Raw genomic sequence first — 26,390 nt, 5'->3', positions numbered from 1 at the left:
CGTCCTCACACGCGCTCGATGATCGTGGCGATGCCCATGCCGCCGCCGACGCACAGGGTCACGAGCGCCCGCCGGGCCTGACGGCGCTCCAGCTCGTCCACCATCGTGCCGAGGATCATGGCCCCGGTCGCCCCGAGCGGGTGCCCCATCGCGATGGCGCCGCCGTTGACGTTGACCTTCTCCTCCGGGATCTTGAGGTCCTTCATCCACTTGAGCACGACGGACGCGAAGGCCTCGTTGAGCTCGAACAGGTCGATGTCGTCGATCGTCAGGCCCGCCATGTCGAGGACCTTCTTCGTGGCGGGCGTCGGGCCGGTGAGCATGATCGTCGGCTCGCTGCCGGTGATGGCGGTGGCGACGATCCGGGCGCGCGGCGTGAGACCGGCGGTCTTGCCGATCTCCTCGTTGCCGACCAGCACCAGCGCGGCGCCGTCGACGATGCCGGAGGAGTTGCCGCCGGTGTGGACGTGGTTGATCTTCTCCACCCAGTGGTACTTCTGCAACGCCACGGCGTCGAAGCCGCCCATCTCGCCGATGCCCTCGAAGGCCGGCTTGAGCTTGGCCAGCGACTCGAGCGTGGTGCCCGGACGGCGGTGCTCGTCGTGGTCGAGGATGGTCACGCCGTTCATGTCCTTGACCGGCACGACCGACTTCGCGAAGTAGCCGGCCGACCAGGCCTTCTCGGCGTTCTCCTGCGAGCGCACGGCGAAGCGGTCGACGTCCTCGCGCGAGAAGCCCTCGATCGTGGCGATCAAGTCGGCTCCGATGCCCTGCGGCACGAAGTAGGTGTCGTAGTTGGTGGCCGGGTCGGTGAACATCGCACCGCCGTCGGAGCCCATCGGCACGCGCGACATGGACTCCACGCCACCGCCGATGACGAGCTTGTCCCAGCCGGCGCGGACCTTCTGCGCGGCCGTGTTCACCGCTTCGAGCCCGGACGCACAGAAGCGGTTGAGCTGGACGCCGGCGACCGTGTCCGGCAGGCCGGCGGCCATGGCGGCGCCCCGGGCGATGTCGGCACCCTGGTCGCCCACCGGGGATACGACGCCGAGGACGATGTCGTCGATCAGCGCGGGGTCCAGGCCGGGGTGCCGCGCCTTGAGTTCGTCGATCAGGCCGACCACCAGGTCGATCGGCTTGGTCCCGTGCAGGGATCCGCCCTTGTTCTTGCCACGAGGCGTGCGGATGGCCTCGTAGATGAACGCCTCTGTACTCACACCAACGGTCCTTCCTGGCCCTTGCCGGCGGCCACCTCGGCCGCATGGTCAACACTGCCCATTGCGGTGCTAATCGCTACTAACATAATCCGCTTCCGGCGCATGGTGTCAATGGGTTGTCGCCGCAACATCGCGCGCTAAAGTGGGATCACCTATGACTCAGCGACCGACCAGCGGGAAACGCCCACGCGACCGCAAGAGCCAGCTCGCCGCCGTCGCGGCCGAGCTGTTCCGAGCGGGGGGCTACCACGGGGTCGGCATCAACGACATCGCGGCGGCCGCGGGCATCACGGGTCCCGCGCTCTACCGGCACTTCAAGGACAAGCAGGCGGTCCTCGCCCACGTACTGCTCTCCGGGCTCGAGGAGATCGAGGCGGCCACCGACGCGGCCGTGCGCGCGAGCGAGCACCCGACCCCGGAGCAGATCCGGACGCTGCTGACCCGGCTGGCCGCCAAGTCGGTCGAGCGGCGCGAGGTCGCGGCCCTGTGGCGCTGGGAGGGCAGGCACCTCGACCCGGACAGCCAGCGCGCCATCCGCGAGCGCTCCACGGCGATGCTCGCCACCTGGGCGAAGGTGCTCATGCGCGTGCGTCCCGACCTTCCGCCCGACGACGCCGAGCTGCTGTGCTGGGCCGGACTGTCGGTGTTCGGCAGCGTCTCGGTGCACCGCACGAGCGTCGCCAAACGGCGGTTCGAGCAGCTGCTGGTCGACATCGCGCTACGGGTATTGCATGCCGATCTGCCCGAGCACGACCCCACGCCCGGCGACACCGGCGAGCCGGAGCTGCCACTCGGCACGCCGTCCCGGCGCGAGCAGATCCTCACCGCGGCCACCGACCTGTTCCGCAGGCACGGATTCACCGCGGTGAGCATGGACGACATCGGCCGGGCCGCGGGCATCGCCGGGCCGAGCGTCTACCGGCACTTTCCCAGCAAGGCGAGCCTGCTGGGGGCCATCGGGCGCCGGGCGGGCGACCGGCTCGCGCTGGCCGCCGAGCACGCCCTGCGCAGTGGTGCATCCCCGGACGCGCGGGAGGCCCTGCACCGGCTCGCCGAGTCCTACGTGGCCACCCTGACGGGGCCGCCGGAGCTGCTCGTGTCGTTCTCGGTCGACCGGGTGCACATCGACGAGCGCGACCGGGCGGAACTGCTGCGCATCCAGCGGGACTACGTCGCGCGCTGGGTGCAGCTGCTCGAGGCCGCCCGCCCCGAGCTCGACGGCCGCGAGGCCAAGATCACCGTCCACGCGGCGCTGACCGTCGCCAACGACCTCACCCGGACCCGGCGGGTCAACCGCAGGCCGAACCTGGCCGCCGAGCTGGTGGCGTTGCTGGGCGCCGTGCTGGGTCAGTAGTTGCCCTTGGCCGACCAGCCGCCGTCCACGGGGTAGGTCAGGCCGGTCAGGAAGGAGCCCTCGCGGAACAGGTAGGCGACCATCGAGGCGATCTCCTCCGGGCGGCCCAGCCGCTTGATGATGTGCGCGGCCGCGTTGGCCTCCTTCATCTCGGGAGTGATGTCGCCGAGGATCGGGGTGTCGATGGTGCCCGGGGCGATGGCGTTGACGAGGATGTTGTGCGGGCCGTACTCGTAGGCGGCCTGCCTGGTCAGGGCCGCGACACCGCCCTTGGCGGCGCTGTAGGCGGCGAGGTTCGGCAGGCCCCGCAGGGCGGCGAGCGAGGAGATGTTGACGATCCGGCCGCCGCCACTGTCGATCATGCCGGGTATGACGGCACGCATGCCGAGCCACGGTCCCTTGAGGTCGGTATCGATGACGTAGTCCCAGCCCTCCTCGGTGAGCCCGACGACCGTGTCCTCGCTGACCATGTTGACCACGCCGGCGACGTTGGCGAGGAAGTCGATGCGGCCGTGCCGCTCCAGCACGCCGGACACCGCCTCCTCCCACGCGCTCGCGGACCGCACGTCGAGCGACACCGCTTCGGCCGTGCCGCCCGCGGCCTCGATGGCCTTGACGGTGGTGGCCGTCTCCTGGATGTCCGCGCACACGACGTGTACTCCGTCGGCGGCGACCCGCTCCGCGGTGGCGCGGCCGATTCCCTGTGTCGCCCCGGTGACGAACGCGACTGTCATTCCTGGCCTCCGATCCGAGTGTGTTGGCATCCCGAGGCAACATCTCCGCACCGAGCCCGGTCCAGCGCCACGCACCGCGCCGGTTGTGGCTTCCGACAACTGGCGAGTCGCAGGGTCAGCAGTCGCGCATCGGCGCGACGTCGCCGGGGTCGGCGTACCGACCGGTGCGCCTCACCCTCACCGGGGCCACGCTCCAGGTCGCGATCTGCGCCTGTTCGAACTCGCGGGTGCCGAGCAGGGAGCCGAACGGAAAGGTGGCCGTCGACCCGTCCGTGAGCGTCACGATGATGTTGTGGAAGCTGCGCCCGGACGCCGCGGCGAGTCGCTGACCGATCCCGGCGGTGCCGACCTCCGCGGTGTTCCGGAACGTCACGCTCTCGACCTCACGCCACGGGATCACCCGGTCCGCCAGCGTGAGAGCATCGGGCGACACGGCGAACACCAGACCGTCGGCGCCGACGGAACGCCGGCTCGCCGCCCGCGCCGTGCGCGCCATGAAGAACGCCCCGATCACGCATCCGATCAGGATCGCCGCCATCACGACCGCCGGGATCGCGACCGGCTCGCCGTCGAGCAGCGGAGCGATCACGCCCATCCACAGGGAGAACAGCCCGAACGCGCCGGGTATCACCGAGATCAGCGTGATCCGCCGCTCGGCCCTGCGCGCTCGCGCCACCTGTTCCGGGGTGGCGTGCAGGCGGGTCACGTCGGCCACGTCAGCAGCCACGTCGTGCCCGCTCGACTCGCCCTCCGAGCGCACCGGCGTCATCGCCATGATCCGCTTGTGCGCCGCGTTGCGCAGTTCCTCCGTCACCTCACCGGTGCGCTTGTCGACGAAGAACACGCGCCTGTTCCGGAGCAAGTACGCGAACTGCCCATCCACCGGTGCCTCCTGCTCACGCCAGAACGGCAGATAGTGCGTCGCGTCCTCAAGCCCCTCCGGTGCGATATACCCCACCGGCAACCGCGGGTGCGCCCGCAGATACCGCCGAAGCACCTCACGCGCCTCGTCGAACGTCAGCACGACGCCCCCAACTCCGCTTGCTCCCAAGTCTCCCGGCGCCCAGTCTCCCACCGCACGATCGCCCGCACGGCCGTCTCGAAGCACGACCTGTCACGAGCTTCGTCAACGCGGCCGGATTATCGGTGGTCAGGATCGGTGGTCGCCGCGTCCGGCGACCGGTCACCAGCCGGCGAGGTCGAGGATCTGGAACGCCAGCCGGGCCTGCAACAGGCAGTCGAGCCGGGCCGGATCCTGATGCACGAGGCGGCGGATCTTGCCGAGCCGGTAGCGGATCGTGTTCTCGTGCACGCCCAGCTCGGCGGCCGTGGCCTGCACCTTTCCCTCCGCCTTGACGAACACGCGCCAGGTCTCCAGCAGCGCGTCGCCGTCACCGTCCTGCAGCGGGCGGATGAAGTTGTGGGCGAAGTGCACGGCCTCCTTGACGCGGCCGGTCGCGGCGACCACTCGGAACAGGCCGAGCTCGTCGGCGGTAAGGACCCCGCCGGCCCAGCCGAACGACCGGGCGAGCTCGTCGATCTCCCGCAGCTCCCGGTGTGCCATGGGGAAGTCCTCGGGGCCGCGGCACACCGCCGAGATCGCCGCGGTGCGCACGTTCAGCCGCGGCGCGAGCGCAGTGCGCACCTCGCCGACGGCCTCCCGCAGGTCCTCCGGCTCCGCCCCCTCGGGCAGCCGGACCAGCGCGATCACCGCGCCCGGCAGGCTGACGGCGGCCGGGTCCGGGGTGTCCAGCGCCCGCGCCAGCGCCTCGATCACGAGCTTGCGGCCCACGGACACGCTCACGCTCTGGTTGGCGTGGTCGAGCGAGAACCGCACGAGCACGTGGGGCTGGGACAGATCCACGCCGAACTGTGGTCCGCGCCGGATCAGCTGCTCGGCATCGCGGGCGCGGTGCAGCAGGTCGGACAGGAAGTCCTCGCGCGCCTGGCCCTCGGCCTCGGCCTGCCTGCGCTCGGAGAGGATCTGCAACGACAGGACGGTGGCCCCGTGCTCGGCGAGTTTGCTGTCCCGGTGCTCCAGGCTGCGCCCGACCTCGACGATCCCGAGATACCCGCTGGGGCGGCCCTCGATGACCAGCCGGCACATCAGGTGCCTGCGGCCGAGCCCGACGGCCAGGGTCTGCGGCACCACGGCGGACGGGCAGCTCGCGCTGAGGCCGGCCAGTGTCCGCCGCACCGACGGCAGCTGCCGGATCCGCGCCGAGAGCACCGGCGGCTGCGTCATCTTCAGGGCGGGCGGTGCCGACCAGGCCAGCACCTGGAAGTCCTCGTTGTAGAGCACCACAGGTTTGGCCGACAGCTCCCCCAGCAGCGTCACGACGGCCTGGATGCTCGCGCCGTCGAGCACGGCGTTGGTCAGCTTCTGGTGCACGTCGGCGAGGTAAGCCAGGGTGTTCTTCTGCCGGACCACCTCGGCGGCCTTCTTCTTCAGGTCCGCGTTGAGCATCGCCTGCCGCAGGAACAGCGCGCCGAGCCTGGCGAACAGCTCGGCCAGTGCCACGTCCTCGCCGGTGTAGACGTGCTCCTGGTCGACGTTGTCGACGAAGATGAGGCCGATCACCTCGTCGTCGAACACGAGTGGCACACCCAACATCGCCCGGACGTGCCAGTGCTCCATCGTCCGCCGGTGCGGCCGCGGATCGCTGGTCACGTCGCTGATCAGCACCGGCGCGGCGGTGTCGATCACTTCGCGGCTGAAGTGGTCGCCGGGGATGCCCGCCTCCTGCGCCTGGACGGCGGCGGAGATGTCACCGTCCCGCTCGCAGTATCCCGCGGCGCCCCGGAACCGGCCGTCGTCGCGGCGCAGGTACACCGAGCACCGCATCACCCCGAGCAGCTGGCACAGCTTCCGGCCGAGCAGGCTGAGCAGCCCCTCCAGCCGAGTGGCGGTGATCGCCTCGGTCGTGATCTCGCTGAAGGCCGCGATGACGTCGCGCTCCCGGTGCCCGGAGTCGGGCCCGGCACAGTCGTACCACGGCGAATCCGCCAGCTCCGCCGACGGCAGGGCACGCACGGTCGAGTCGTGCATGGAAACCGCCTTCATCGTTGAATGCCGGTTCTGCGGGCGCTCCTACGTTGCCTTACGCCGGCCGGTCCGGTCCATACCCACGACCGGGTACGGCCGGTCGGCACCGAACTGGTGACCCATCCGGGTGCGTTTCGTACGCAGGTACCGGACGTTGTGCGGGGTCTGCGTCACCGGCAGGGCCACCCGGCCGACGATGTCCAGGCCGTACCCGTCCAGCCCGCCGTACTTGGCCGGGTTGTTGGTGATGAGACGCAGCCGCCGGATGCCCAGGTCGGCGAGAATCTGCGCACCGATGCCGTAGCTGCGGGAGTCCACCGGCAACCCCTGCGCCAGGTTGGCGTCGACGGTGTCCAGACCCTGCTCCTGCAGGGCGTAGGCGCGGATCTTGTGGGCGAGCCCGATCCCCCGGCCCTCGTGCCCGCGCAGGTAGACCACCGCGCCAGAGCCCTCGTCGGCGACCGCCCGCAGCGCCTGCTCCAGCTGGGCACCACAGTCACAGCGCAACGAACCGAGGATGTCTCCGGTCAGGCATTCGCTGTGCACCCGTACCAGCGCCCCGGCGTCGGTGTGCCCGGCCTCGGCGACGTCACCCAGGACGAGGGCGAGGTGCTCGGTGCCATCGAGCGTCGACCGGTACGCGACCGCCCGGAAGTCGCCGAACTCCGTCGGCATGGCGGCGCTGGCCACCGGTTCCACCAGCCGTTCCGTCGCCCGCCGGTAGCGAACCAGGTCGGCGATGTGCAGCAGCGGCAGGTCGTGGGCGCGCGCGAACTCCGCGAGCGCCGCGCCACGCAACATCGACCCGTCGTCGGCCACCAGCTCGCTGATCACCGCGACGTCCCCGGCCCCGGCCATGCCGGCCAGGTCGACGGCCGCCTCGGTGTGGCCGGCCCGCACGAGGACGCCGCCCTCGCGGGCCCGCAGCGGGAAGATGTGGCCGGGCCGGCGCAGCTCGTCGGGGCCAGTGGCCCGGTCGGCGAGCGCCCGGAGGGTCGCCGCGCGGTCGACCGCCGACACACCGGTTCCGGTCGAGACGTGGTCGACGCTGACGGTGAAGGCGGTGCCGTGCCGGTCGGTGTTGTCGGCGACCATCAGCGGCAGCCGCAGCGCGTCCGCGCGCCGCGCCGTCATGGGCGCGCACACGATCCCGGTGCTGTGCCGCACCACGAACGCCAGCTGTTCCGCGGTGACCGACCCGGCGGCGGCGACCAGGTCTCCCTCGGCCTCCCGGTCGTCGGCGTCGACCACCACGATCATCCTGCCCTGGGCGAGCGCGGCGACGGCGTGCTGCACCGCCTCACTCGGTGAACGGGTCATGCGGACTTCCCTCCTGCCGTGGTGTGCGTGCCGAACGACCGTGCGTGGTAGGTCAGCGGTGGACCGGCCCGTCGTTCGGCGGCCACGACCAGGCCCAGCGCGATCACGTGGTCGCCGCCCTCCACGAACTTGTCCACCGTGCACGCGAGCCAGCCCGGCACGCGGGACAGCCGCGGCACGCCATGGGCGAGCGTCCAGGGCACGCCGTCGAACTTCGCCTTGCCCTTGCCCGCGAACCGCACGGCCAGGTCCGCCTGAGCGCTGCCGAGGACGTTCACGCCGAACCGGCCGGTGGCGCCGAGCAGGGCGAGCAGCTCCGAGCCGCGGTCGAGGGCGACCAGCACCATCGGCGGTGTCATCGACAGCGAGGCGAAGGCGCTCACCGTGGTGCCGTGCGGCCGGGTGCCCTCGATCGTGGTGACCACCGAGACCGGGGTGCACACCCCGGCCATCACCTCGCGGAATTCCTCGGTCAACGACGGAGACGTCGCGGTGTCCATTCCAGCTCCCGCCTTGTCCCGGCGCGGTCCGGGACCACGCGGGATCCCGGACCGCGCCTGCGATCAGACTCCGGCCGGGGTCTTGGCCTTCATCTTGTGCAACTCGGGGATGACCTTCTCGCCGAACAGCTTCATGCTCGCCTCGGCCTTGTCCAGCGGCAGGCCGCCGAAGCAGAACGCCGCGTTGGCCATGAAGTCGCCGGCCAGCTCGCGCCGCGCCGCGTACTTCTCGACGATCTCCTCCGGCGTGCCGTAGACGTTGGCCTCGACGTAGGCGCTCGCGGCGTTCTCCATGCCCGCCTCGCGGATCATGTCGGCGCCCACCTGGTAGGCCTCATAGCCCTTCGTGTTCCGCCAGTGCGAGCCCGCGAAGTCGTAGTGCTTGATGACGGACAGGAAGTACTGCGAGATGTGCTCATGGGCGACGCGCTTGGCTTCCTCGGGGTCCTCGTGGCAGTAGACGAAGTCCTGCAGCAGCGGCGGTCCGGGCTCGGTGCCGTGTGCCTCGCGGTGCAACCCGCGCCACCGCTCGATGGCCTCCACGTGCTGGGGGAAGTCGTACTGCATGAACGTCATCATCTGCACGCCGAGGTTCGCGATCGCCGGGATGGAGTCGGGCGACATCGCGACGCCGAACAGCCTGCCGTCCCAGGACCGTCCACTCGGGCCGGGGCGGACGTTCACGCGCGGCTGCTTGTAGAACGGCCCGTCGTTCTCGACGTATCCGTTGCGCAGGCCGCGAATGACCATCTCCGCGGCCTCGTCGAAGCGCTGCCGGGATTCGTTCATGTCCACCCGGAAACCCTCGTACTCCATCTTCGCCAGGCCCCGGCCCATGCCGAACAGCACGCGGCCCTTCGACATGTGGTCGAGCATCGTGACCTTCTCGACCACCCGCAGCGGGTCGTTCCACGGCAGGATCACCGCGCCCGTGCCGAGCTTGATCCGCGAGGTACGGCTCGCGATGTAGGCCATGATCTGCAGGTTGTCGGGACACATCGAGTAGTCGTCGAAGTGGTGCTCGGCCGACCACACCGAGTCGAAGCCGTATTTCTCGGCCTGCACACCCATTTCGAGCTCGCGGGTGAACACTTCCTCGTCGCTGACGTTTTCGAACCAATTCTGGAAGACCAGCAGCATGCCGACGTCCATCGGGAATCTCCTTCGTAAGGGTTGCTGTCGTGACTTACGGGGCGAGGAAGACCGCTCGCGTGTGCTCGGTGTCCAGGAACTCCTTGATGCGCTCGATCTTGCCGTCCCGGATCTCGAAGACGAAGTGATAGAGGTTGTTGTAGACGCGGCCGTTCTTCAGCTCCGAATAGGACTCCGTCTCGACGGCCACCCGATCGCCCTCGGCGGTCCAGGCCAGCGGAGTCAGCTTGATGGCACCGGTCACGGTCAGCGCGGACAGTCCGGCGAGCATCTCGCCGAACTCCTTTTTGTTCTTGGTCCCGGAGATTCCCTCCAGGTTCCCGGCCACCCACCAGGTGGCGGTATCGGAAAGGTAGGACAGGATCTTGTCGACCTCGCCTGCGGAGAACACCTCCATGAACGAGGCGACCAGTTCCTTGTTCCGTTCCTCGACCGTCTTGGTCGGACTACCGGCAGTCATATGCGGCTCCTCGTTGAACGCGTGTCGCGCCGGATTTCTCACACTGTGTGCCCGACGCTAGTGAGAACGCTCGGGCGGCAGCACTCCTCAATCCGCGGCCTCGTTGGAGACCGGCACAATGCCCGATGGTCTGCCTCCCCCGAACGTGGCGAGCAGACCGCCGTCCACGGGCACGGTCGCCCCGGTCATGTACGTCGAGCGGGCGACCGCGGCGATCACCTCGGCGATCTCCTCCGGAGTGCCGGTGCGGCCCGCGGGAATGGTGTCGATGACGCGCCTGCGGGCCCGTTCGGTGAGCCCGGCGGTCATGTCGGTGTCCACAAAACCGGGCACGACCAGATTGACCCGGATACCGCGCGGCGCCAGCTCCACGGCGAGCACCTGGGTCAGTCCACTCAGGCCCGCCTTGGCCGAACCGTAGGCGACGTCGCCGGGGAAACCACGCAATCCGACGACGGCGCCGACGTTGACGATCGCCGACCCCGGCCGCAGCACCGGCACCACGGCCCGGCACATGTCGAAGGCGCCGGTGAGGTTGGTCGACAGGACCTCGTCCCACGCCGCGCGGTCCAGGCTGTCCACGCGGCCGCCACAGTGCACGCCGGCGCTGTTGACCACCACGTCGATCGAGCCGAACTTCTCCAGCACCGTCTCGACGCCGCGCCGGATGGACTCCGCGTCGGTCACGTCGGCCTTCACCTCGAGTACCCGGTCGGGATGCGACGGCGGGGTGGCCGGTGCGGATCTGGAGAACGTCGCGACCGAGTCGCCCGCCGCGGCGACGTGGTCGACGACGGCCCGCCCGATGCCGCGGGAGCCACCGGTCACCAGCCAGGTGGTCATCGGTTCAGGAATCCGATCAGCTCGGCGAGGTAGGTCTGCCGGTCCTCGAGGAACGGCGCGTGCCCGCAGCCCGGGAAGTCCACGAGACGCCCGTCGGCACACAGTTCGACCGCGGCCTCCGCCCCGGAGAACGGAACGAACCCGTCCTCGGTGCCGTGCAGGAACAAGACCGGCACCGTCAGTGCGCCCAGCGTCTTGCGCTGGTCCACATCGGCCAGATCACGCAGGGACTTGTCGCCACGTGGGCCCATTTCCAGGAACATGCCCCACAACCAGGAGATGACCTCCGGGGACACCGGCTTGGCGCACACCGCGGCGGCGACGCCCTTGAGCGTGGTGGCGCGGTCGGCGGCCAGTCCGTCCAGCACACCCTGGACATCGTCGAGCGTGCCACCGTGCGGCCAGTCCGGCGCGGAGGTGTACCGGGGCGTCGCGCCTCCGGTCAGCACGACTCCGCCCGCCTTGTCGCCCAGCCGGGATGCGGCGTCGACGGCGACCGCGCCACCCAGGGACCAGCCGTTGATGACCGGTTGGCGCAGCGACAACCGGGTGCACAGCAGTGCGACGTCGGCGCCGAGCGCGGAGATCGACACGTCGGCGAAGTCGTTGTCGGACCGTCCACATGCGCGCTGGTCGACGATGACGACCTCGTTGCCGTTCTCCAGGAGGGCGGGTGCCACGGTGTCCCAGCACCGCCCGGTCGCGCCCCAGCCGTGGACCAGCACCACCGGCCTGCCCGAACCGGCGTGGTGTTCGAAGTAGATCCGTCGGCTGCCCTCGACTTCGAGATATGCCATTGGTTTCACCCTTCTCGTTCGGATTCCCTCGTCATCGGATGGCCGCGACCTCGTCTCGCAGCGCCCGCGGGACGACCGGCGGCCGGTCGCGGAAATGCGGCATGACGTCCTCGGCGAACAGCTCCATCGAGCGGATCACCTTGTCGTGGGCCAGGCCACCGAACCGCATCCAGCAGATCAGGTGCTGCAGCCCCGTCTCCTGGTAGAGCGTCTCGATCTCGCCGACAAGGCCGGCGGGCTCACCCACGTAGACGACACCGCTCTCGCGCAGGCCCTCCAGCGTCAGTCCGCCTGCTTCGTCGGATGTGGCCGCCAGCTCGGCATAGCGTTCATAGCTGGGCGGCACTGTCGGCCCGCTCGGCAGCAGGTCGAGGACGTTGCGGTAGTACCACGTCAGCGGCTGGGCGACGTCCGCGACCGCCTCGGCCGTGGTGTCGGCGAGGTGGATCTGCCAGTTCATCGGGAAGTCGAGCGAGAGCGGCTCCCGCCCGCCCGCGATCAACCTGCGTTTGAGATCCACCACCAGCCGGTTCAGCTCCGGAAGCGTCATGAGTGTCGGGGTGACGAGGAGGTTGTACCCCGTCGTGGCGACCAGCTCGAAGGTCTCCGGACTGATCGACGCCACGTACATCGGCGGCGTCGGCCGCTGCACGGGGGTGGGCCTGCAGTCCACGCCGTCGATGTCGAAGTGCTTGCCGTGGAAGGAGAACGGCTGCCCCGGCCGTTTGCTCCATAGGCCGCGGATGATCTCCAGTGCCTCCCCGAACACCTCCCGGCTGACCGGCTGGCGGTCACCCACGCCCATGTTGTGGAATTCGGCGGGCTGGTAGCCCCGGCCTGCGCCGAAGTCGAGCCGCCCGCCGGAGAGCACATCCACCATGGCGTAGTCCTCGGCGACCCGCACCGGCCAGTCGAACGTCAGGTTGCTGACCGCGATCCCGATCCGCATCCGAGTCGTGCGTTCGGCCACGGCGGCCGCGGCGACTTGCGGCGAGGGCAGGGAACCGTAGTCGCTGCCGTGGTGTTCGGCGAGCCACACCTCGTCGAACCCGAGGTACTCGGCGTAGTCGATCTGCGCCAGCATCTCCCGGTACGCGCGGCTGAAGTCGTGGTCGGGACACTCCAGCACGTAGAACACGCCGAATCTCATGGCCGCCCCCGCACGTCGGACAGGCCTGCGGCCACCTTGTCCCGCAGTGCCTTCTTGTCGAGCTTGCCGACGCTGGTCCTCGGCAGGGAGTCCACGACCACGATGCGTTCCGGCACCCACCACCGCGGCACCTGCCCCCGCAGCCACTCGAGGACGTCGTCCGGCTCGGCCTCCTGACCGCTGTCGAGGACGACGAGCGCGAGCGGGCGCTCCTGCCACCGCTCGTGCGGAACGGCGACCACGGCGGCGTCGGCGACGGCGGGATGCCCGGTGAGCGCCTGCTCCAGCGCGACCGAGCTGATCCACTCCCCGCCGCTCTTGATGAGGTCCTTCGCGCGGTCGACGACCTCCAGATAGCCGTGCTCGTCGATGGTCGCGATGTCACCGGTGCGCAGCCAGCCGTCGGTGAAGCTCTCCGGGTGCTCGTCCCGGAAGTACGACGTCGCCACCCACGGCCCGCGGATGAGCAGTTCCCCGCGCGCGACACCGTCGTGTGGCTGCTCGCGGCCCTCGTCGTCCACGAGCCGCCAGCGCAGCCCGGGCAGCAGCCTGCCCTGCTTGCGGATCAGCCGCCGCCGCTGCGCAGGGTCGTGCTCGACCGACGGCAACGGCCGCGAGAACGTGCCCATCGGGGAGATCTCGGTCATCCCCCAGCCCTGGAACACCGGCACGCCGAGTTGCTCCTCGATGGAGCGCACCAGCTCCTCGCTGGGTGACGAACCGCCGAGCACGAGTGCCCGCAGGCTGCCCAGGTCGGCGCCGGTCGCGGCGGCTACCCGGAGCAGGTCGACCGCCACCGTGGGCACCATGCCGGTGTAGGTGACGCGCTCGGCCTCGATCGCGCGCGCGATGCCCGCAGGCACGGGGTGCGCGCCCGGCAGCACCTGCGTGGCGCCCGACATGAGCGCGGCGAACGGGATGCCCCAGGCGTTGGCGTGGAACATCGGCACCACGTGCAGCACGGTGTCGCGCTCGCTGATCGCGTGCCCGTCGGCGAGGCAGGCGGCGAACGTGTGCAGGTAGAGCGCCCGGTGCGAGTAGCCGACACCTTTCGGGAACCCGGTCGTCCCGGACGTGTAGCACAGGGCGGCCAGGTCGTCCTCCGCCACGGCGGGCGGATCGAGCAGTGGCGCGCCGCTCGCGACCAAGTCCTCGTAGTCCAGCACGCCGGGTCCGGCGCCGTCCGTGCCGACGACGAGCATGTCCGGGCGCGCCGCACGCGCCTGCTCCACGCTCGGCAGCAGTGACGAGTCGGCCACCAGCACCCGGTCGCCTGCGTGGCCGAGGATGTAGTCGATCTCCGCGGGCTCCAGCCTCAGGTTGACGGTGTGCAGCACGGCGCCCGCCAGTGGCACGGCCAGGTAGAGCTCGAGGTGCCGGTAGTGGTTCCACGCCAGCGTGGCCACCCGGTCACCCGGCCGCACCCCCAGCTCGCGCAATGCCCCGGCGAGCCGGAGCACCCGGTCGTAGTAGTCGCGGTAGGTGTAGCGGTGCACCGGCTCGCCGTCGTGATACTGCACGATCTCCTTGCCGGGAAAGAACTCCCGGGCCCGGTGCAGGAACTCCGTGACCAGCAGCGGAGAGCTCACCGCGCCACCTCGACGGCCAGCCGCTGCCGCACCTCGGGGATCACTTTGGACGCCAGCAGCTCCACCCTCGCCGAGCCGCTGTCCACTCCCTCGCCGGGGAGCTGTGCCCAGAAGTGCACGTCCTTGATCTGCGGGCGTTCACGCAGCAGCGCCGTCAGTTCGTCGACGGCGGTCGCCGGGTCCCACAGCTGGAAGGCGCCCGCGGCCAGGATCTCGCCCGGGTCGGCGAACCGCGGCACCTCATCCGGAGGCCCGAACGCCCCCCAGGAGATGTAGTTGTTCAGCTGGTACAGGGCGTGTTCGCCGATCCGGGCCCACTCCCGTTCGGGGTCCTCGGCGATCACCGCCCACTGGCCCGCGTAGATCTCACCGTCCGCACGCGACTTCCCGACCCGGTCCAGCGCGTCCAGATAGGACGGCTGGTGGATGTTCTGGGTGCTGAGGAAACCGTCCGCGATCCGCGCCGCCCGCTCGATCGCCGGCTCGGCCATCGCGCCGACGAGCAGCTTCGGCTGCTGCTCGGGCACCGGGGTCACCCGGACCGCGGGCAGCTGGAACCGCTTGCCCTCGAACGGCGTGTCGTCGCCTGCCCAGGCGCGCCGGATCAGCGCGACGCTCTCCTCGAGCAGGCTGGGCCGGTGCTTGAGGTTCCGCTGGAACGCGGCGAACTCCGGCGCCCAGTAGCCCTGCCCCAGGCCGAGGTCGAAACGGCCGCCGGTGAGCAGGGAGATCGTCGCGGCGTCCTCCGCGAGCCGCACCGGGTTGTGCAGCGGGGCGACGATGAGGTTCGTCCCGATCCGCAGGGTGCTCGTGCGCTCGCCGATGGCGGCGGCCAGCGCGAACGGCGAGGGCGTGTAGCCGTCCTCGACGAAGTGGTGTTCGGTCAGCCAGACCGACCCGATGCCCAGACTCTCCGCCCACGCGATCTGGTCGAGCGCCTCGCGGTAGAGGGTGCTGAACGGCCGGTGCCATCGCGGCGGGTTACGGAAGTCGTACCAGAGCCCGAAGGTGCAGTCGCGTTGATCCACGTCGTCTCCTTTGTCGACGTTCCTGCCGGGACCGACAATGCCGGGCGCGCACCGTGGTGGCCAGGATCACGTCCGGCACCGGTTGTCGGAATCTCCAGATCAACTCGCCAGGCCGGCGAACGCGGCGGCCTCGTCCAGCAGCGCGGGCACGTCGTACTCGAGCGCCCTGGAGTACGGCGTGTCCAGCTCCCCCGCCAGGTGCTGCGACCACGCGGCCTCGACGATCGCGGCGAGCTTGAAGAACGCGAGGCACTGGTAGTAGGCGATGTGTTCCACCCGCCTGCCCACGGCCTGCTCGTAACGGGCGAGCAGGTCCTCCCGGGTGGGCGATCCAGGCAGCCGGGACACCGCCTGGATCGCCGGCATCGCGGGACGAGGGAGCGGCCGATCACCCCAGAAAGCCAGCAACAGCCCGAGGTCCACCAGCGGGTCCCCGATGGTGGACATCTCCCAGTCGATCACCGCGAGCAGTCGTGGCTCCCGCGTGGACACGAGGCAGTTGTCGAGATGGAAGTCGCCGTGCAGCAAGGCGGGCGTCGAGCCTTCCGGGCGGTTGCGCTCCAGCCAGTCCGCCACCTGCTCCATCCTCGGCAACGGTCGCCGCGCCACGCCCTGCCACTGCCGGTACCACCGCGGCACCTGACGTTCGAGGAACCGCTCCGGCCGCCCGAAATCGGCGAGACCGGCAGCGCGCCAGTCGAGGCGGTGGATCGCCGCGAGCGCGTCCACCATGTCCTCCGCCAGCCGGGTGACGGCGGCCGGGTCACCGGCGTAGGCGGCGGGCAGCTCGTGGGTGACGGACACGGCATCCGGGACGTGCTCCATCAGCAGGAACGGCGCCATGGGGACGGCCGGGTCCTCACACAGAGCGACGGGCCGCGGCGCGGCGACCGGTGTTCCGGCGAGCGCGGTGAGCACGCGGTGCTCGCGGCTCACGCTGTGCGCGGAGGCCGACAGCGCGTGCCGCGGTGGCCTGCGCAGCACGTAGCGCGTGCCGTCGCAGGTCAGCAGGCAGGTCTCGTTGGAGTTGCCGCCGGCCAGCCGGTGCAGTTCCCACGCTCCCGACCGGCCGGTGTGCTCGCTCAGCCAGTCCCCGAGCGAGGTGTCCAGCAGCTGTCCGGGCGCGGTCATTGGGCCGCCAGCGCCAGTTCGAGGTGGTCGCGGAACCGCTCCAGCGCCTCGGCACGCCTCGTGGGGATGTGCTCGGTGGGCACCTTCGCCGGCTGGTAGCCCCGCAGCACCCGGCGGGCGACGGTGACGCGGTGGACCTCGTCAGGCCCGTCGTAGATCCGCGCGGCGCGCGCCCACCGGTACATCTGCTCCAGCGGCATGTCGGTGGAGAACCCGAGCGAACCGTGCACCTGGATCGCCTTGTCGATGACGTCGTGCAGCACGGCCGCGCCGTGGTACTTGATCATCGCGATCTCGGTGCGCGCCTCCTTGGCCCCGACCTGGTCGATCTTCCACGCCGTGTGGAGGGTGAGCAGCCGGGCGGACTCGATCGCGGCGGCGCAGTCGGCCACCCAGTTCTGCACGGTCTGCTTCTCCGAGAGCAGGCTGCCGTGCACGTCGATGCTCACCGCCCGCTCGCACAGCATGTCGAACGCGCGCCTGCACACGCCGATCCAGCGCATGCAGTGGTGGATGCGGCCGGGGCCGAGCCGCTGCTGGGCGAGCGCGAACGCCTCACCCCGGTGCCCGAGCAGGTTCTCCGCGGGTACGCGCACGTCGGAGTAGGTGACCTCGCAGTGCGACCACACCGGATTCTTGTGCTCCGGGTCGTTCATGAGGCCGATCTCGCGGGTCTCGATGCCGGGAACGTCCGTGGGCACGATGAGCATCGACATCCGGTGGTGCGGCGGTGCGTCCGGTTCGGTGACGGCCATGACGATGTGGAAGTCGGCGCGCGAGGCGTTGCCGACGAACCACTTGGTGCCGTTCAGCACCCAGTGGTCACCGTCGAGGTAGGCCGACGTGGTGAACTGCCGGGGGTCGGACCCCGTGCCCTGCTCGGTCATCGAGAAGGCGCTCAGCACCTCGCCCCGCAGCAGCGGGTGCATCCAGCGCTCGCGCTGCTGCTCGGTGCCCGCGATGGCGAGCAGTTCGGCGTTGCCGGAGTCGGGTGCCTGGCAGCCGAAGACGTATGGGGCGAGTTCGCTGGTACCGAGGATCTCGTGCAGCAGGCCCAGCCGAAGCTGGCCGTAGCCCTGGCCGCCGAGGTCGGGGCCCAGGTGGGCCGCCCACAACCCGTGGTCCTTGACCTGCTGCTGCAGCGGCGCTGCGATTGTGCGGAAGGTGGCGTGGTCGAGGTCGAGGACCTCCAGCGGATAGATCTCGTCCCGCACGAAGCGGCGTGCCCAGTCCAGCTTCGCCTCGAATTCGGGTTCGGTGGAGAAATCCCAGCTCATCTGCCGTCCTCTTCGACTGGAGTCGCGCGGTCGGTGTTCCGCGGATGCGCGTCAACGCTAGGAACGGCCGCCGGGCGCCGACCAGATGCCGGAGAGGGGGCCGTTGTGGAGTTCCACAGCCGTGCCCGTTCGTTGCCCACCCCCACTGGCGGGTGACCTCCCGGAGCGCTAACCTACTCATGAGTAGGTAACCGAAGGGGATGACTGTGGCCCGACAGAATCCGCAGCCTGGGCGCGACGCCATGGGGCTGGGCCTGGCCGTGCTCAACCGGCTGGCAGGCAGCAAGCTGCTCGACCGCGCCGGGTTGCGCAAACCCGTGGAGAACGTCGTGTCGTCGGCCACGCGCGCGGGCTTCCGCGCGGCCGGGGCCGCGAACCGCACCTTCAAGGCGACCACCCGGCTGGGCAAGCCCGCCCGGCTCGCACCGGCGCCCGAGGCCGGGCTGTTCGATCTCACCCCCACCGACGAGCAGCAGATGATCGTCGAGACGGTGAGCGAGTTCGCCGCCGAGCAGCTGCGTCCAGCGGCCGCCGAGGCCGACGACAAGCTCACCCCGCCCGACGGCCTGCTCGCCCGCGCCGCCGAACTCGGCGTGACGCAGGTCGGCATCCCCGAGGAGCTCGGCGGAGTCGGCTCGGAACGGTCGGTGGTGACCAACGCGCTCGTCGCCGAGGCACTCGCCCACGGCGATCTGGGGCTGGCCGTCGCCGTGCTGGCGCCCTCGGCGGTGAGCACGGCGCTGGTGCAGTGGGGCGACGAGGACCAGCAGGCCACCTACGTGCCCGCGTTCGCGGGCGAGCACGTGCCCGCCGCCGCACTCGCCCTGCAGGAACGCACGCCGCTGTTCGACCCGTTCGCGCCGAAGACCCGAGCCAGGCGCACGCCGAACGGTTACCGCCTCGACGGCGTCAAGTCGCTCGTGCCGCGCGCCGGGCAGGCGGAACTGTTCGTGGTCTCCGCCGATTTGGAAGGCCGCGGCCCCGCCCTGTTCATCGTGGAGTCCTCCATCGCGGGCGTGTCCGTGGAACCCGAACCCGCCATGGGTCTGCGTGGCGCGGCGACGGCGAAGCTGGTGCTGGACAAGGTCAACCTGCCGGCGGGCGCACTGCTCGGAGGCGGCAAGCGCGACGTCTTCACCGACGTCGTGCGGCTCTCCCGGCTGGGCTGGGCCGCGCTGGCCTGCGGTACCGGCAAGGCCGTGCTCGACTACGTGATCCCCTACGTCAACGAGCGGCAGGCGTTCGGCGAGCCGATCAGCCACCGGCAGGGTGTGGCGTTCCAGGTCTCCGACATCGCGATCGAGCTGGAGAGCATGCGGCTGGTGATGCTGCGAGCGGCCTCGCGCGCCGAGCAGGGCAAGCCGTACGCGCGGGAGGTCGCGCTCGCGCGCAAGCTCGCCGTCGACAAGGGCATGCAGATCGGCAGCACCGGCGTGCAGCTGCTCGGCGGGCACGGCTTCGTCAAGGAGCACCCCGTCGAGCGCTGGTACCGCGATCTGCGCGCCATCGGCGTGCTCGACGGCATCGTTCTCCTCTGAGTTCTCCTCCGACCCGGCGCTGAAAGGGCTGCTGTGATCAACCTCGAGATCCCCAAGAAGGCCAAGACGCTGGTCAACCAGGCGCACCAGGCGGCCGCGGAGGTGTTCCGGCCGATCTCGCGCAAGTACGACCGCGCCGAGCACGCCTACCCGACCGAGCTGGACATGCTGGCGGCGCTGCTCGACGGGCTCAACACGTCGGGCGAGGGCGGCGCGGGCGCGGCGGGTGTGCGGCGCAGGGGCGACGAGAAGGAGACCGGCAACCGCAACGGCGGCAACCTGTCCACTGTGCTCGGCGCCATCGAGATGTGCTGGGGCGACGTGGCGCTGCTGCTGTCGATGCCGCGGCAGGGGCTCGGCAACGCCGCCATCGCGTCGGTCGCCGACGACGAGCAGCTGGAACGGTTCAAGGGCATGTGGGCCGCCATGGCGATCACCGAGCCGGGCTGCGGGTCCGACTCTGCGGCCATCACCACCACGGCCACGCCGGACGGCGACTCCTATGTGCTCAACGGCGAGAAGATCTTCGTGACGGCGGGCCAGCGCGCCGACGCGGTCGTGGTGTGGGCGACGCTGGACAAGTCGAAGGGCCGCGCGGCCATCAAGTCCTTCGTGGTCGAGAAGGGCACCCCGGGCTTCGAGATCGTGCGCCTGGAGCACAAGCTCGGCATCCGCGCCTCCGACACAGCGGTACTGCGGTTCGAGAACTGCCGCGTGCCCAAGGAGAACCTGCTCGGCAGCCCGGACATCGACACGAAAAAGGGCTTCGCCGGGGTCATGCAGACCTTCGACAACACCCGGCCGCTGGTGGCCGCCATGGCGGTCGGCGTCGCGCGGGCTGCGTCGGAGGAGACCAAGCGGCTGCTCGACGAAGCCGGGATCAGCGTCGACTACGACCAGCCGCTCGCCACGCAGTCCGCGGCGGCTGCGACGTACCTGCAGCTGGAGGCCGACTACGAGGCGGCCTACCTGCTGACGCTCGAGTCCGCGTGGATGGCCGACAACCGCAAGCCCAACTCGCTGCAGGCGTCCATGGCCAAGGCGAAGGCGGGCCGTTCCGTTGTGGACATCACCCTGCGCTGCGTCGAGCTCGCGGGCACCCTCGGATACACCGAGGAATCGCTGCTGGAGAAGTGGGCCCGCGACGCCAAGATCCTCGACATCTTCGAGGGCACGCAACAGATCCAGCAACTCATCATCGCCCGCAGGCTCCTCGGCAAGACGAGCGGCGAGCTGAAGTAGTCGCGTGCCCGCATCCGGCGTAGCGCCACTGCGCCGGATGCGGGCGCGGACATCCGCCCATCGGCGCCCGGCGCGCGAACCGTAACCGGCACGTCATGCCCGGTGAGAAACGCTAACAGCGCCGACATTTTTGTCTCCTAACGTTCGGCTGCCCACGCACAGCGGCAGTTCGACAATGGGAGACCGCATTGAGCATCACTCGCCGTGATCTGCTGCGCAGCATCGGAATCGCCGGTGGAGCAGGCGTCATGTACTCCACAATGGGCGCACTCGGGCTCGCTCCCGCCGCCGCGCAGACACCTCCGTTCACCCCGTTGGACAGCAACGCCCTGCGTGGCCGCGGCGGCAGGTCCGTCGTGGTCATGGGCGGCGGCATCGCCGGCATGACCGCGGCGTACGAGCTGCTGAAGGGCGGCTACGACGTCACCGTCCTCGAGGCCCGCGACCGGCCCGGCGGTCGCAACTGGACCGTCCGGGGCGGTGACACCTACACCGATCTCGACGGCAACCGGCAGCGCGCGGGCTTCTCCCGCGGCGAGTACATGAATACCGGGCCCGGGCGGATCCCGCAGATGCACGTCACTCTGGACTACTGCAAGGAACTCGGCGTCGCGGTGGAGGTGTTCAACAACCAGAACGCCGACGCCTTCCTCTACCGCGAGGGCGACCACGGGCTGCACGGCAAGGCGATCCGGCACCGTGCCGCGAAGGCGGACGTCTACGGCTACACCTCCGAACTGCTGGCGAAGGCCGCCGACCAGGGCGCCCTCGACTCCTACCTCACCGAGGACGACAAGGAGGCGCTCATCGCCTTCCTGCGCCGGTTCGGCGACATCGGAGACAAAGTGGACGGTGATCCCGACGGCAGCTTCGCCTACACCGGCACGAGCAGGCGCGGATACACGGTGCAGCCGGGGGCGGGGCTGGAGTCCGGGGTCGAAACGGATCCCTACGCGCTGTCCGACGTGCTGGCGTCCGGGATCGGCCAGTACTTCGCCTTCGAGTTCGGTTTCGACCAGGCCATGGTGATGCTCCAGCCGGTGGGCGGGATGGACCGCATCGCCTACGCCTTTTCCGACGCCATCGGCAGGCGCCGTTTCCGGTACAACGCCGAGATCGTCCGGTACCGCAACACCACCGGCGGCGTGGAGGTCGACTACCGGCAGGGCGGTGCCGTCAAGACGGTCACCGCGGACTTCGCCGTCAACGCGCTGCCACCGCACCTCGCCGCCCGGATCCCCAGCAACCTGCCCGGCGAGGTCGTCAACGCACTGGCCTCGGTGCGCGTGACCAACGCGGGCAAGCTCGGCATCGAGTACGACCGGCGCTGGTGGGAGGAGGATTACCGCATCTACGGCGGGATCTCCAACGCCAACACCGACCTGGCCAACATCTGGCATCCCTCCTACGGCTACCACGGCGACAAGGGCGTGATGATCGGCTACTACAACACCGGGGGCAGCGCCGACACCTACGGCACGCTCACGCCCGACCGGCGGCTGCGTCGCACCGTGGAGCAGGGGAAGAAGATTTTCGGTGACGTCTACGCACGCGGCATCACCGCATCGTTCTCCCAGAACTGGGCACGTGCGCCGTTCTCCGAGGGAGCCTGGGTGTCTTGGCCCGACCAGACCGGCCCGGACTACGCCCGCCTGCTCGAACCGGCCGGGAACATCCACTTCGCAGGCGACCACCTCAGCCACGCCATCGCCTGGCAGCACGGGGCGATGGTCTCGGCACGCGCCACCGTCACCCGGATCCAGGACCGCGTCGCCGCCGCGGGCTGACCATCGCCGGCCGCCGGCTCCGCGTCGGCCCGACTTCCCGAGGAGATCCCTGTGAAACGTACCGTGTCGACGCGGGCCAAGGTGGCCATCGCGATCGCCGCCACCGCCGCCGTGACCGTTCCCGCGACGGCCGTCGCCGGAGGTCTGTTCCCGCCCAGGCCGACCGAGTCGGTCACCGTCCTGCCGGAGGGCCAGGACAACCCGATGATCGCCGACGGCGTCGCGATCGGGAAGAACGTCGCGTGGTACAAGAGCAGCGGGCTGGGACCGGCCGACATGAACGACGACGCGCCGGAGGGCAGCGAGCAGCGCTACATCCCGACCGATCTGTTCCCCGGCGCGGACCTGCCCGAGGGCGTCACCCTGACCGAGGCGCAGGCCCTCGGGGCGCTGCGCCGGATCGGGGAGAACCTGGAGAACGCCGGCCTGTCCTTCGACGACGTCGTCTCGATGCGGGTGTTCCTGCAGAACCCCGACGGCGAGGACAGGCTGGACTTCGCGGGGTTCAACCGCGCCTACCGGCAGTTCTTCGCCAACACCAGCGTCTCCACCGGCGAGGTGATCGACGTACCGCTCGGCTCGGCGGCTCCCGCACCGCCCATGGTCGTCAATCCCGCCCGGCCGTCGCGGTTCGTTGTGGAGGTGGAGAACCTGCCGGTCGAGGGCTGGCTGGTGGAGATCGAGGTGGACGCGGTGTACCCGGCCACGTGAGCGGACACGCGGCGTCCCGGTGACCGGCCCGGGACGCCGTGCGGCCGCTTTCGCGCAGAGCACAAAGGACGGCGATTTGTCGCCTGCCGCCGCTAGGGTGCCGGCATGGCGTCGATGAACCGGCTGTACAGCGTCGTTGCGGTGGCCGACCGTGCGGCCGCGCTCGAGTGGTTCGCGGTGTTCTTCGGGCGGCAGGCCGACGAGGTCATCGGCACCGAGGCGCTGTGGGAGGTCAGCGACACGGCGTGGGTGGTCGTCGACGAGCACACCGAGCGGGCGGGCAACGCCCTGCTCACGCTCGAGGTCGACGGTCTGGACGAGATCCTGGCTCGCCTCGCCGCGCACGGCATCGGGCACGAACCCGTGGAGACCTACGACAACGGCGTGCGGCATGTCGTCGTACCCGACCCGGACGGCAACAAACTCGCGCTCGCCGAGGCGCCCGGCAGCTAGCCTCCGGCCGGTGCGGTGGTCAGCGGGTCGTGTCCGGGAGGGCGAACCGGGGCGGCACGTCGTCGTGGAGAAACCACGTGATGCCACGGATCCGGTGCTGGCCCACGGTCAACACCAGCAGCCCCGCCGGGTACCCGCTCGTCTCACCCGGTGCGGTGAGATAGCAGCCGAACGCCGGCTGGGTGTTGGCCCGGGTGGGGATCAGCCGGACGCCGCGCCGGCCCCGCCAGGTCAGGAACGTGGTGACCATGCTCGCGACGGCGGCCCGGCCGTGGTACTCGTGGGGTGCCGGCGGCATGGCCAGCCACGCGTCGCCGGTCAGCAGAGTGAGGATGCCGTCGACGTCGCCGGCGATGAACGCGTCCGCGAAGCGCCGGGACAGCTCCCGTTCTCGCGGTGACTCCGGCAGCGCCAGGCACTCGGGATTCCGGTCGCGCCGCTCGCGGTCCAGGTGCGCCCGGGCGCGTTGCAGGGCGCCCTTGACGACGGTCGGGGTGGTCCCCAGCATGTCGGCGACGTCCGCGGTGGAGTAGCCGAGCACGTCCCGCAGCACGAGGACCGCGGCTTGGCGCGGGGGAAGGTGCTGCAGCCCCGCGATGAAGGCCAGCTCGATCGTTTCCCGGGCGTGGTAGCCGGCCTCCGGACCCGGCGTGCTCTCGGCGATCTGCTCCAGCAGCCGGTCCGGGTAGGGCTGCAGCCACGTCACGTCGCCGCGGTGAGTGGGCTCGGGCGGATCGAACGACGGCGTCGGTTCGGGCGGCCGCCGTCGCCCGGCGTCGCGCAGCGCGTTGAGGCAGCGGTTGGTCGCGATGCGGTACAGCCAGGCCCGCAGCGAGGCGCGGCCCGCGAAGCCGGCCAATCCACGCCACGCCGCGAGCAACGTCTCCTGCAGCATGTCCTCGGCGTCGGTGAGCGAGCCGAGCATGCGGTAACAATGGACGTGCAGTTCGTGCCGGTAGGGGTCGGTGAGCTCGCGAAACGCCTGCCCGTCACCGTGCCGGGCGCGCTCCAGGAGGTCCGTGGTCACCGGCACATGCTCCCACGCGTGTCGTCCCGGGCGTTCCGTTTCGCCGGCGGGCGGTGTCTCGACAACCGAGAGGCCACACGGAAACGGGAGGACCGACATGGATCCGGACGAGTTCGAACACGCCAGCCGCGCGGTGCTCGAGCGGTATCCCGGCGACGAGCGGGGACGGATGCTGCACGCACCCGGCTTGAAGACCGCCGGCACGTTCTACGCCTTCGCCACCGGCGACGCCCTGGTCGTCAAGCTGCCCGCCGCTCGCGTCACCGAGCTGATCGCCACGGGCGAGGGCCGCCCGTGCGAGCCCCGTCCCGGCCGGCCGATGCGGCAGTGGGTCTGCCTCACGCCGGCCGGCCGGGACGCCGGCACCGCCTACCTGCTGGAAGCCCGCGAGTTCGTCACCGGCCTGCGGGAACGGGAAGGGGCCCGGCAGTGACCGGCCACCCCGAGCCGTCTCCCCTCAAGGACCTCGCCGCGGTCCTGGGCGCCGTGCACGAGCTGGTCGCCGCCGTCGGGCGGGAGGACTGGAGCGCGCCGACTCCGTGCCCGCAGTGGTCGGTGCACGACCTGGTCAACCACATGGTGCTGGGCAACCGCCTCTTCGCCGGGATCCTGCGCGACCGAGCGGCCGTCACGCCCGGCGCCTTGGACCCCACGGCAGCCGACGCGCTCGGCGACGACCCGGCGGGCGCCTACCGGTCCGCCGCCGAGGACCTGCTCGCCGCCTTCCGGCGCCCGGGCGTGCTGGAGCGGGTCTTCCGGGTTCCCGTCGGGCCCGTCCCCGGCCTCGCCGCCGTGCACCTGCGCGCCGTCGAGGACCTGGTGCACGGCTGGGACCTCGCCCGGGCCACCGGCCGGCGGGCCCGCTTCCCCGACGACGTCGTCGAGCGGCAGATGGGATTCGCCCGCGCCAAGCTCGCCGACGTCCCGCCCGACCGGAGTCCGTTCGCGCCACCGCAACCGGCGGCCGACCACGCGCCGCCGCTCGACCGGCTCGCCGCGCTCCTGGGGCGCTCCGTGGCAGCGACGCGCTGACCGCCGTCGCGGCTGCGCAAGGTCCGCTCAGTCGACCGACAGTGCCAGCTTGCCGCGCGTGCGGCCCTCCTGGCTGACCCGCCAGGCCTCGGCGGCCTCCGCGAGCGGGTACACGCGGTCGATGTGGACGGTCAGCCTGCCGTCGTCGGCCATCCTGCCCAGTTCGGTCAGGTCGGCGGAACTGGGCCGCACCCACATGTACCGCCCGCCGACCTCCTCCACACCCGGGTCGGCGATGGAGGCGATCCGGTCGGGAGTGCGCACCACCCGTGTGGAAACCTCGACGGCGTCGCCGCCGACGTAGTCGACGGCCGCGTCCACGCCGTCCGGCGCGAGTTCACGCACCCGGTCGGCGAGCCCGTCCCCGTAGGTGACCGGTTCGGCGCCGAGGTCGCGCAGAAAGTCGTGGTTGCGTTCGCTCGCGGTGCCGATCACCCGCGCGCCGAGCGCCCGGGCGATCTGCACGCCCAGCGAACCGACGCCACCCGCGGCCGCGTGCACGAGCACGGTGTCACCCGGCCCCACGCCGAGCCGCTTCAGCGACTGGTACGCGGTGAGCCCGGCCAGCGGGAGCCCGGCGGCCTGCGTCCAGTCGAGCGCGGCGGGCTTGGGGGCCAGCAGCCGGACGTTGGCGGCGACCAGCTCGGCGTAGGTGCCCAGCTGGACGTTGTCCTTGCGGGCATAGCCGATCACCTCGTCACCGACGGCGTACTCCTGCACATCCAGACCCACGGCCTCCACGACACCCGCGACGTCCCAGCCCGGGATGAGCGGGAAATGCGTCTCCATCATGGCGTCGAGGTGGCCGGCCCCGATCTTCCAGTCGACAGGGTTGACGCTCGCGGCCTTCACCCGCACGAGCACCTCACCAGGTGCGACCTTCGGGTCCGGGAGGTCCTGGAGAGTCAGCTCGTCGGGGCCGCCGTATTGGTGGAGAACGATCGCCTTCATGTGCCGCATAACGGGAAGCGCCCGGGGCGGCATTCCATGGTGGCGCCGGTT

25 protein-coding genes are annotated in these 26,390 nt (G+C 70.6%); 8 read left to right on the top strand and 17 right to left on the bottom strand.

Features of this window, described 5'->3' with window-relative positions; genetic code table 11:
• Positions 1-5: 5 nt before the first annotated feature.
• The gene (locus ACFSZT_RS11640) at positions 6-1,217 is read right to left on the bottom strand and encodes an acetyl-CoA C-acetyltransferase (RefSeq protein ID WP_377392857.1); all 1,212 of its coding nucleotides are present in this window, start codon (positions 1,215-1,217) and stop codon (positions 6-8) included.
• A gap of 154 nt (positions 1,218-1,371) precedes the next feature.
• On the opposite strand from ACFSZT_RS11640, the gene ACFSZT_RS11635 reads away from it, so the two are divergent.
• On the top strand, positions 1,372-2,571 hold the full coding sequence (locus ACFSZT_RS11635; protein ID WP_377392854.1) for a TetR/AcrR family transcriptional regulator: 1,200 nt from the start codon (positions 1,372-1,374) through the stop codon (positions 2,569-2,571).
• Here ACFSZT_RS11635 and ACFSZT_RS11630 read toward each other — a convergent pair.
• The 14 genes from ACFSZT_RS11630 to ACFSZT_RS11565 all read right to left on the bottom strand — a co-directional run bounded on the left by ACFSZT_RS11630 (position 2,565) and on the right by ACFSZT_RS11565 (position 17,598).
• Complete coding sequence (locus ACFSZT_RS11630; protein WP_377392851.1) at positions 2,565-3,305, bottom strand: SDR family NAD(P)-dependent oxidoreductase; 741 nt, start codon at positions 3,303-3,305, stop codon at positions 2,565-2,567. The two genes, ACFSZT_RS11635 and ACFSZT_RS11630, sit on opposite strands and share 7 nt — an antisense overlap.
• Before the next feature lie 115 nt (positions 3,306-3,420).
• Positions 3,421-4,329 carry a hypothetical protein gene (locus ACFSZT_RS11625; RefSeq protein ID WP_377392848.1) on the bottom strand — a complete coding sequence of 303 codons (909 nt, stop codon included), beginning with the start codon at positions 4,327-4,329 and terminating at the stop codon, positions 3,421-3,423.
• Between the two features lie 159 nt (positions 4,330-4,488).
• Positions 4,489-6,354 (bottom strand): GAF domain-containing protein, encoded by a 1,866-nt coding sequence (locus ACFSZT_RS11620; protein WP_377392845.1) that lies wholly within the window; start codon positions 6,352-6,354, stop codon positions 4,489-4,491.
• 42 nt (positions 6,355-6,396) lie between these two features.
• On the bottom strand, positions 6,397-7,671 hold the full coding sequence (locus tag ACFSZT_RS11615; RefSeq protein ID WP_377392843.1) for a bifunctional 3,4-dihydroxy-2-butanone-4-phosphate synthase/GTP cyclohydrolase II: 1,275 nt from the start codon (positions 7,669-7,671) through the stop codon (positions 6,397-6,399).
• Positions 7,668-8,171, bottom strand: a complete 504-nt coding sequence (locus ACFSZT_RS11610) for a flavin reductase family protein (RefSeq protein WP_377392840.1) — start codon at positions 8,169-8,171, stop codon at positions 7,668-7,670. Before ACFSZT_RS11610 ends, ACFSZT_RS11615 begins: the two co-directional genes overlap by 4 nt.
• A gap of 63 nt (positions 8,172-8,234) precedes the next feature.
• Positions 8,235-9,323, bottom strand: coding sequence for an LLM class flavin-dependent oxidoreductase (locus ACFSZT_RS11605; RefSeq protein ID WP_377392837.1), 1,089 nt, complete (start codon positions 9,321-9,323; stop codon positions 8,235-8,237).
• A 34-nt stretch (positions 9,324-9,357) separates the two neighbouring features.
• Positions 9,358-9,783, bottom strand: coding sequence for a nuclear transport factor 2 family protein (locus tag ACFSZT_RS11600; RefSeq protein WP_377392834.1), 426 nt, complete (start codon positions 9,781-9,783; stop codon positions 9,358-9,360).
• An 87-nt stretch (positions 9,784-9,870) separates the two neighbouring features.
• Entirely contained in the window at positions 9,871-10,626 is a 756-nt protein-coding gene (locus ACFSZT_RS11595; protein ID WP_377392830.1) for an SDR family NAD(P)-dependent oxidoreductase, read from the bottom strand.
• Positions 10,623-11,423, bottom strand: a complete 801-nt coding sequence (locus ACFSZT_RS11590; RefSeq protein WP_377392827.1) for an alpha/beta fold hydrolase — start codon at positions 11,421-11,423, stop codon at positions 10,623-10,625. Before ACFSZT_RS11590 ends, ACFSZT_RS11595 begins: the two co-directional genes overlap by 4 nt.
• Positions 11,424-11,454: 31 nt before the next feature.
• Entirely contained in the window at positions 11,455-12,573 is a 1,119-nt protein-coding gene (locus ACFSZT_RS11585; RefSeq protein ID WP_377392824.1) for an LLM class flavin-dependent oxidoreductase, read from the bottom strand.
• Positions 12,570-14,162: a long-chain fatty acid--CoA ligase gene (locus ACFSZT_RS11580; protein WP_377392821.1), complete on the bottom strand. Its 1,593-nt coding sequence runs from the start codon at positions 14,160-14,162 to the stop codon at positions 12,570-12,572. The genes ACFSZT_RS11585 and ACFSZT_RS11580 overlap by 4 nt, the downstream gene beginning before the upstream one ends.
• Positions 14,159-15,190: an LLM class flavin-dependent oxidoreductase gene (locus ACFSZT_RS11575; protein WP_377392818.1), complete on the bottom strand. Its 1,032-nt coding sequence runs from the start codon at positions 15,188-15,190 to the stop codon at positions 14,159-14,161. The genes ACFSZT_RS11580 and ACFSZT_RS11575 overlap by 4 nt, the downstream gene beginning before the upstream one ends.
• Positions 15,191-15,289: 99 nt before the next feature.
• Positions 15,290-16,321, bottom strand: coding sequence for a phosphotransferase family protein (locus tag ACFSZT_RS11570; protein ID WP_377392815.1), 1,032 nt, complete (start codon positions 16,319-16,321; stop codon positions 15,290-15,292).
• Complete coding sequence (locus ACFSZT_RS11565; protein ID WP_377392812.1) at positions 16,318-17,598, bottom strand: acyl-CoA dehydrogenase family protein; 1,281 nt, start codon at positions 17,596-17,598, stop codon at positions 16,318-16,320. Before ACFSZT_RS11565 ends, ACFSZT_RS11570 begins: the two co-directional genes overlap by 4 nt.
• A 242-nt stretch (positions 17,599-17,840) precedes the next feature.
• On the opposite strand from ACFSZT_RS11565, the gene ACFSZT_RS11560 reads away from it, so the two are divergent.
• From ACFSZT_RS11560 to ACFSZT_RS11540, 5 genes are all read left to right on the top strand, one after another.
• Positions 17,841-19,136: an acyl-CoA dehydrogenase family protein gene (locus tag ACFSZT_RS11560; protein WP_377392886.1), complete on the top strand. Its 1,296-nt coding sequence runs from the start codon at positions 17,841-17,843 to the stop codon at positions 19,134-19,136.
• A 33-nt stretch (positions 19,137-19,169) separates the two neighbouring features.
• Positions 19,170-20,378 carry an acyl-CoA dehydrogenase family protein gene (locus ACFSZT_RS11555; RefSeq protein WP_377392809.1) on the top strand — a complete coding sequence of 403 codons (1,209 nt, stop codon included), beginning with the start codon at positions 19,170-19,172 and terminating at the stop codon, positions 20,376-20,378.
• A gap of 188 nt (positions 20,379-20,566) precedes the next feature.
• Positions 20,567-22,165: a flavin monoamine oxidase family protein gene (locus tag ACFSZT_RS11550; protein ID WP_377392806.1), complete on the top strand. Its 1,599-nt coding sequence runs from the start codon at positions 20,567-20,569 to the stop codon at positions 22,163-22,165.
• A 51-nt stretch (positions 22,166-22,216) separates the two neighbouring features.
• Complete coding sequence (locus ACFSZT_RS11545) at positions 22,217-22,876, top strand: Rid family hydrolase (protein WP_377392803.1); 660 nt, start codon at positions 22,217-22,219, stop codon at positions 22,874-22,876.
• Between the two features lie 105 nt (positions 22,877-22,981).
• Positions 22,982-23,329, top strand: a complete 348-nt coding sequence (locus ACFSZT_RS11540; RefSeq protein ID WP_377392800.1) for a VOC family protein — start codon at positions 22,982-22,984, stop codon at positions 23,327-23,329.
• A 19-nt stretch (positions 23,330-23,348) separates the two neighbouring features.
• Here the strand turns inward: ACFSZT_RS11540 and ACFSZT_RS11535 are convergent, their stop codons facing one another.
• Positions 23,349-24,356 carry an RNA polymerase subunit sigma-70 gene (locus ACFSZT_RS11535; RefSeq protein WP_377392797.1) on the bottom strand — a complete coding sequence of 336 codons (1,008 nt, stop codon included), beginning with the start codon at positions 24,354-24,356 and terminating at the stop codon, positions 23,349-23,351.
• Positions 24,357-24,453: 97 nt separating this feature from the next.
• On the opposite strand from ACFSZT_RS11535, the gene ACFSZT_RS11530 reads away from it, so the two are divergent.
• The gene (locus ACFSZT_RS11530; RefSeq protein WP_377392794.1) at positions 24,454-24,789 is read left to right on the top strand and encodes a hypothetical protein; all 336 of its coding nucleotides are present in this window, start codon (positions 24,454-24,456) and stop codon (positions 24,787-24,789) included.
• Positions 24,786-25,388, top strand: a complete 603-nt coding sequence (locus ACFSZT_RS11525) for a TIGR03086 family metal-binding protein (protein WP_377392791.1) — start codon at positions 24,786-24,788, stop codon at positions 25,386-25,388. The genes ACFSZT_RS11530 and ACFSZT_RS11525 overlap by 4 nt, the downstream gene beginning before the upstream one ends.
• A gap of 27 nt (positions 25,389-25,415) precedes the next feature.
• Here ACFSZT_RS11525 and ACFSZT_RS11520 read toward each other — a convergent pair whose 3' ends face one another.
• Positions 25,416-26,339, bottom strand: coding sequence for an NADP-dependent oxidoreductase (locus ACFSZT_RS11520; RefSeq protein WP_377392788.1), 924 nt, complete (start codon positions 26,337-26,339; stop codon positions 25,416-25,418).
• Positions 26,340-26,390: the final 51 nt, after the last annotated feature.

It is taken from the genome of Prauserella oleivorans, from assembly GCF_042685745.1.
Taxonomy (GTDB): Bacteria; Actinomycetota; Actinomycetes; order Mycobacteriales; family Pseudonocardiaceae; genus Prauserella_A; species Prauserella_A oleivorans.
The sequence above is the reverse complement of the archived record's forward strand: the minus strand, read 5'-3'. Positions and strand labels throughout refer to the sequence as shown.

Bases quoted from the DNA above. Each gene is read 5' to 3' on its own strand.
- ACFSZT_RS11635 (WP_377392854.1), top strand. From the start codon at position 1,372: ATGACTCAGCGACCGACCAGCGGGAAACGCCCACGCGACCGCAAGAGC.
- ACFSZT_RS11630 (WP_377392851.1), bottom strand. From the start codon at position 3,305: ATGACAGTCGCGTTCGTCACCGGGGCGACACAGGGAATCGGCCGCGCC.
- ACFSZT_RS11620 (WP_377392845.1), bottom strand. From the start codon at position 6,354: ATGCACGACTCGACCGTGCGTGCCCTGCCGTCGGCGGAGCTGGCGGAT.
- ACFSZT_RS11615 (WP_377392843.1), bottom strand. From the start codon at position 7,671: ATGACCCGTTCACCGAGTGAGGCGGTGCAGCACGCCGTCGCCGCGCTC.
- ACFSZT_RS11610 (WP_377392840.1), bottom strand. From the start codon at position 8,171: ATGGACACCGCGACGTCTCCGTCGTTGACCGAGGAATTCCGCGAGGTG.
- ACFSZT_RS11605 (WP_377392837.1), bottom strand. From the start codon at position 9,323: ATGGACGTCGGCATGCTGCTGGTCTTCCAGAATTGGTTCGAAAACGTC.
- ACFSZT_RS11600 (WP_377392834.1), bottom strand. From the start codon at position 9,783: ATGACTGCCGGTAGTCCGACCAAGACGGTCGAGGAACGGAACAAGGAA.
- ACFSZT_RS11595 (WP_377392830.1), bottom strand. From the start codon at position 10,626: ATGACCACCTGGCTGGTGACCGGTGGCTCCCGCGGCATCGGGCGGGCC.
- ACFSZT_RS11590 (WP_377392827.1), bottom strand. From the start codon at position 11,423: ATGGCATATCTCGAAGTCGAGGGCAGCCGACGGATCTACTTCGAACAC.
- ACFSZT_RS11585 (WP_377392824.1), bottom strand. From the start codon at position 12,573: ATGAGATTCGGCGTGTTCTACGTGCTGGAGTGTCCCGACCACGACTTC.
- ACFSZT_RS11570 (WP_377392815.1), bottom strand. From the start codon at position 16,321: ATGACCGCGCCCGGACAGCTGCTGGACACCTCGCTCGGGGACTGGCTG.
- ACFSZT_RS11565 (WP_377392812.1), bottom strand. From the start codon at position 17,598: ATGAGCTGGGATTTCTCCACCGAACCCGAATTCGAGGCGAAGCTGGAC.
- ACFSZT_RS11560 (WP_377392886.1), top strand. From the start codon at position 17,841: ATGGGGCTGGGCCTGGCCGTGCTCAACCGGCTGGCAGGCAGCAAGCTG.
- ACFSZT_RS11540 (WP_377392800.1), top strand. From the start codon at position 22,982: ATGGCGTCGATGAACCGGCTGTACAGCGTCGTTGCGGTGGCCGACCGT.
- ACFSZT_RS11530 (WP_377392794.1), top strand. From the start codon at position 24,454: ATGGATCCGGACGAGTTCGAACACGCCAGCCGCGCGGTGCTCGAGCGG.
- ACFSZT_RS11520 (WP_377392788.1), bottom strand. From the start codon at position 26,339: ATGAAGGCGATCGTTCTCCACCAATACGGCGGCCCCGACGAGCTGACT.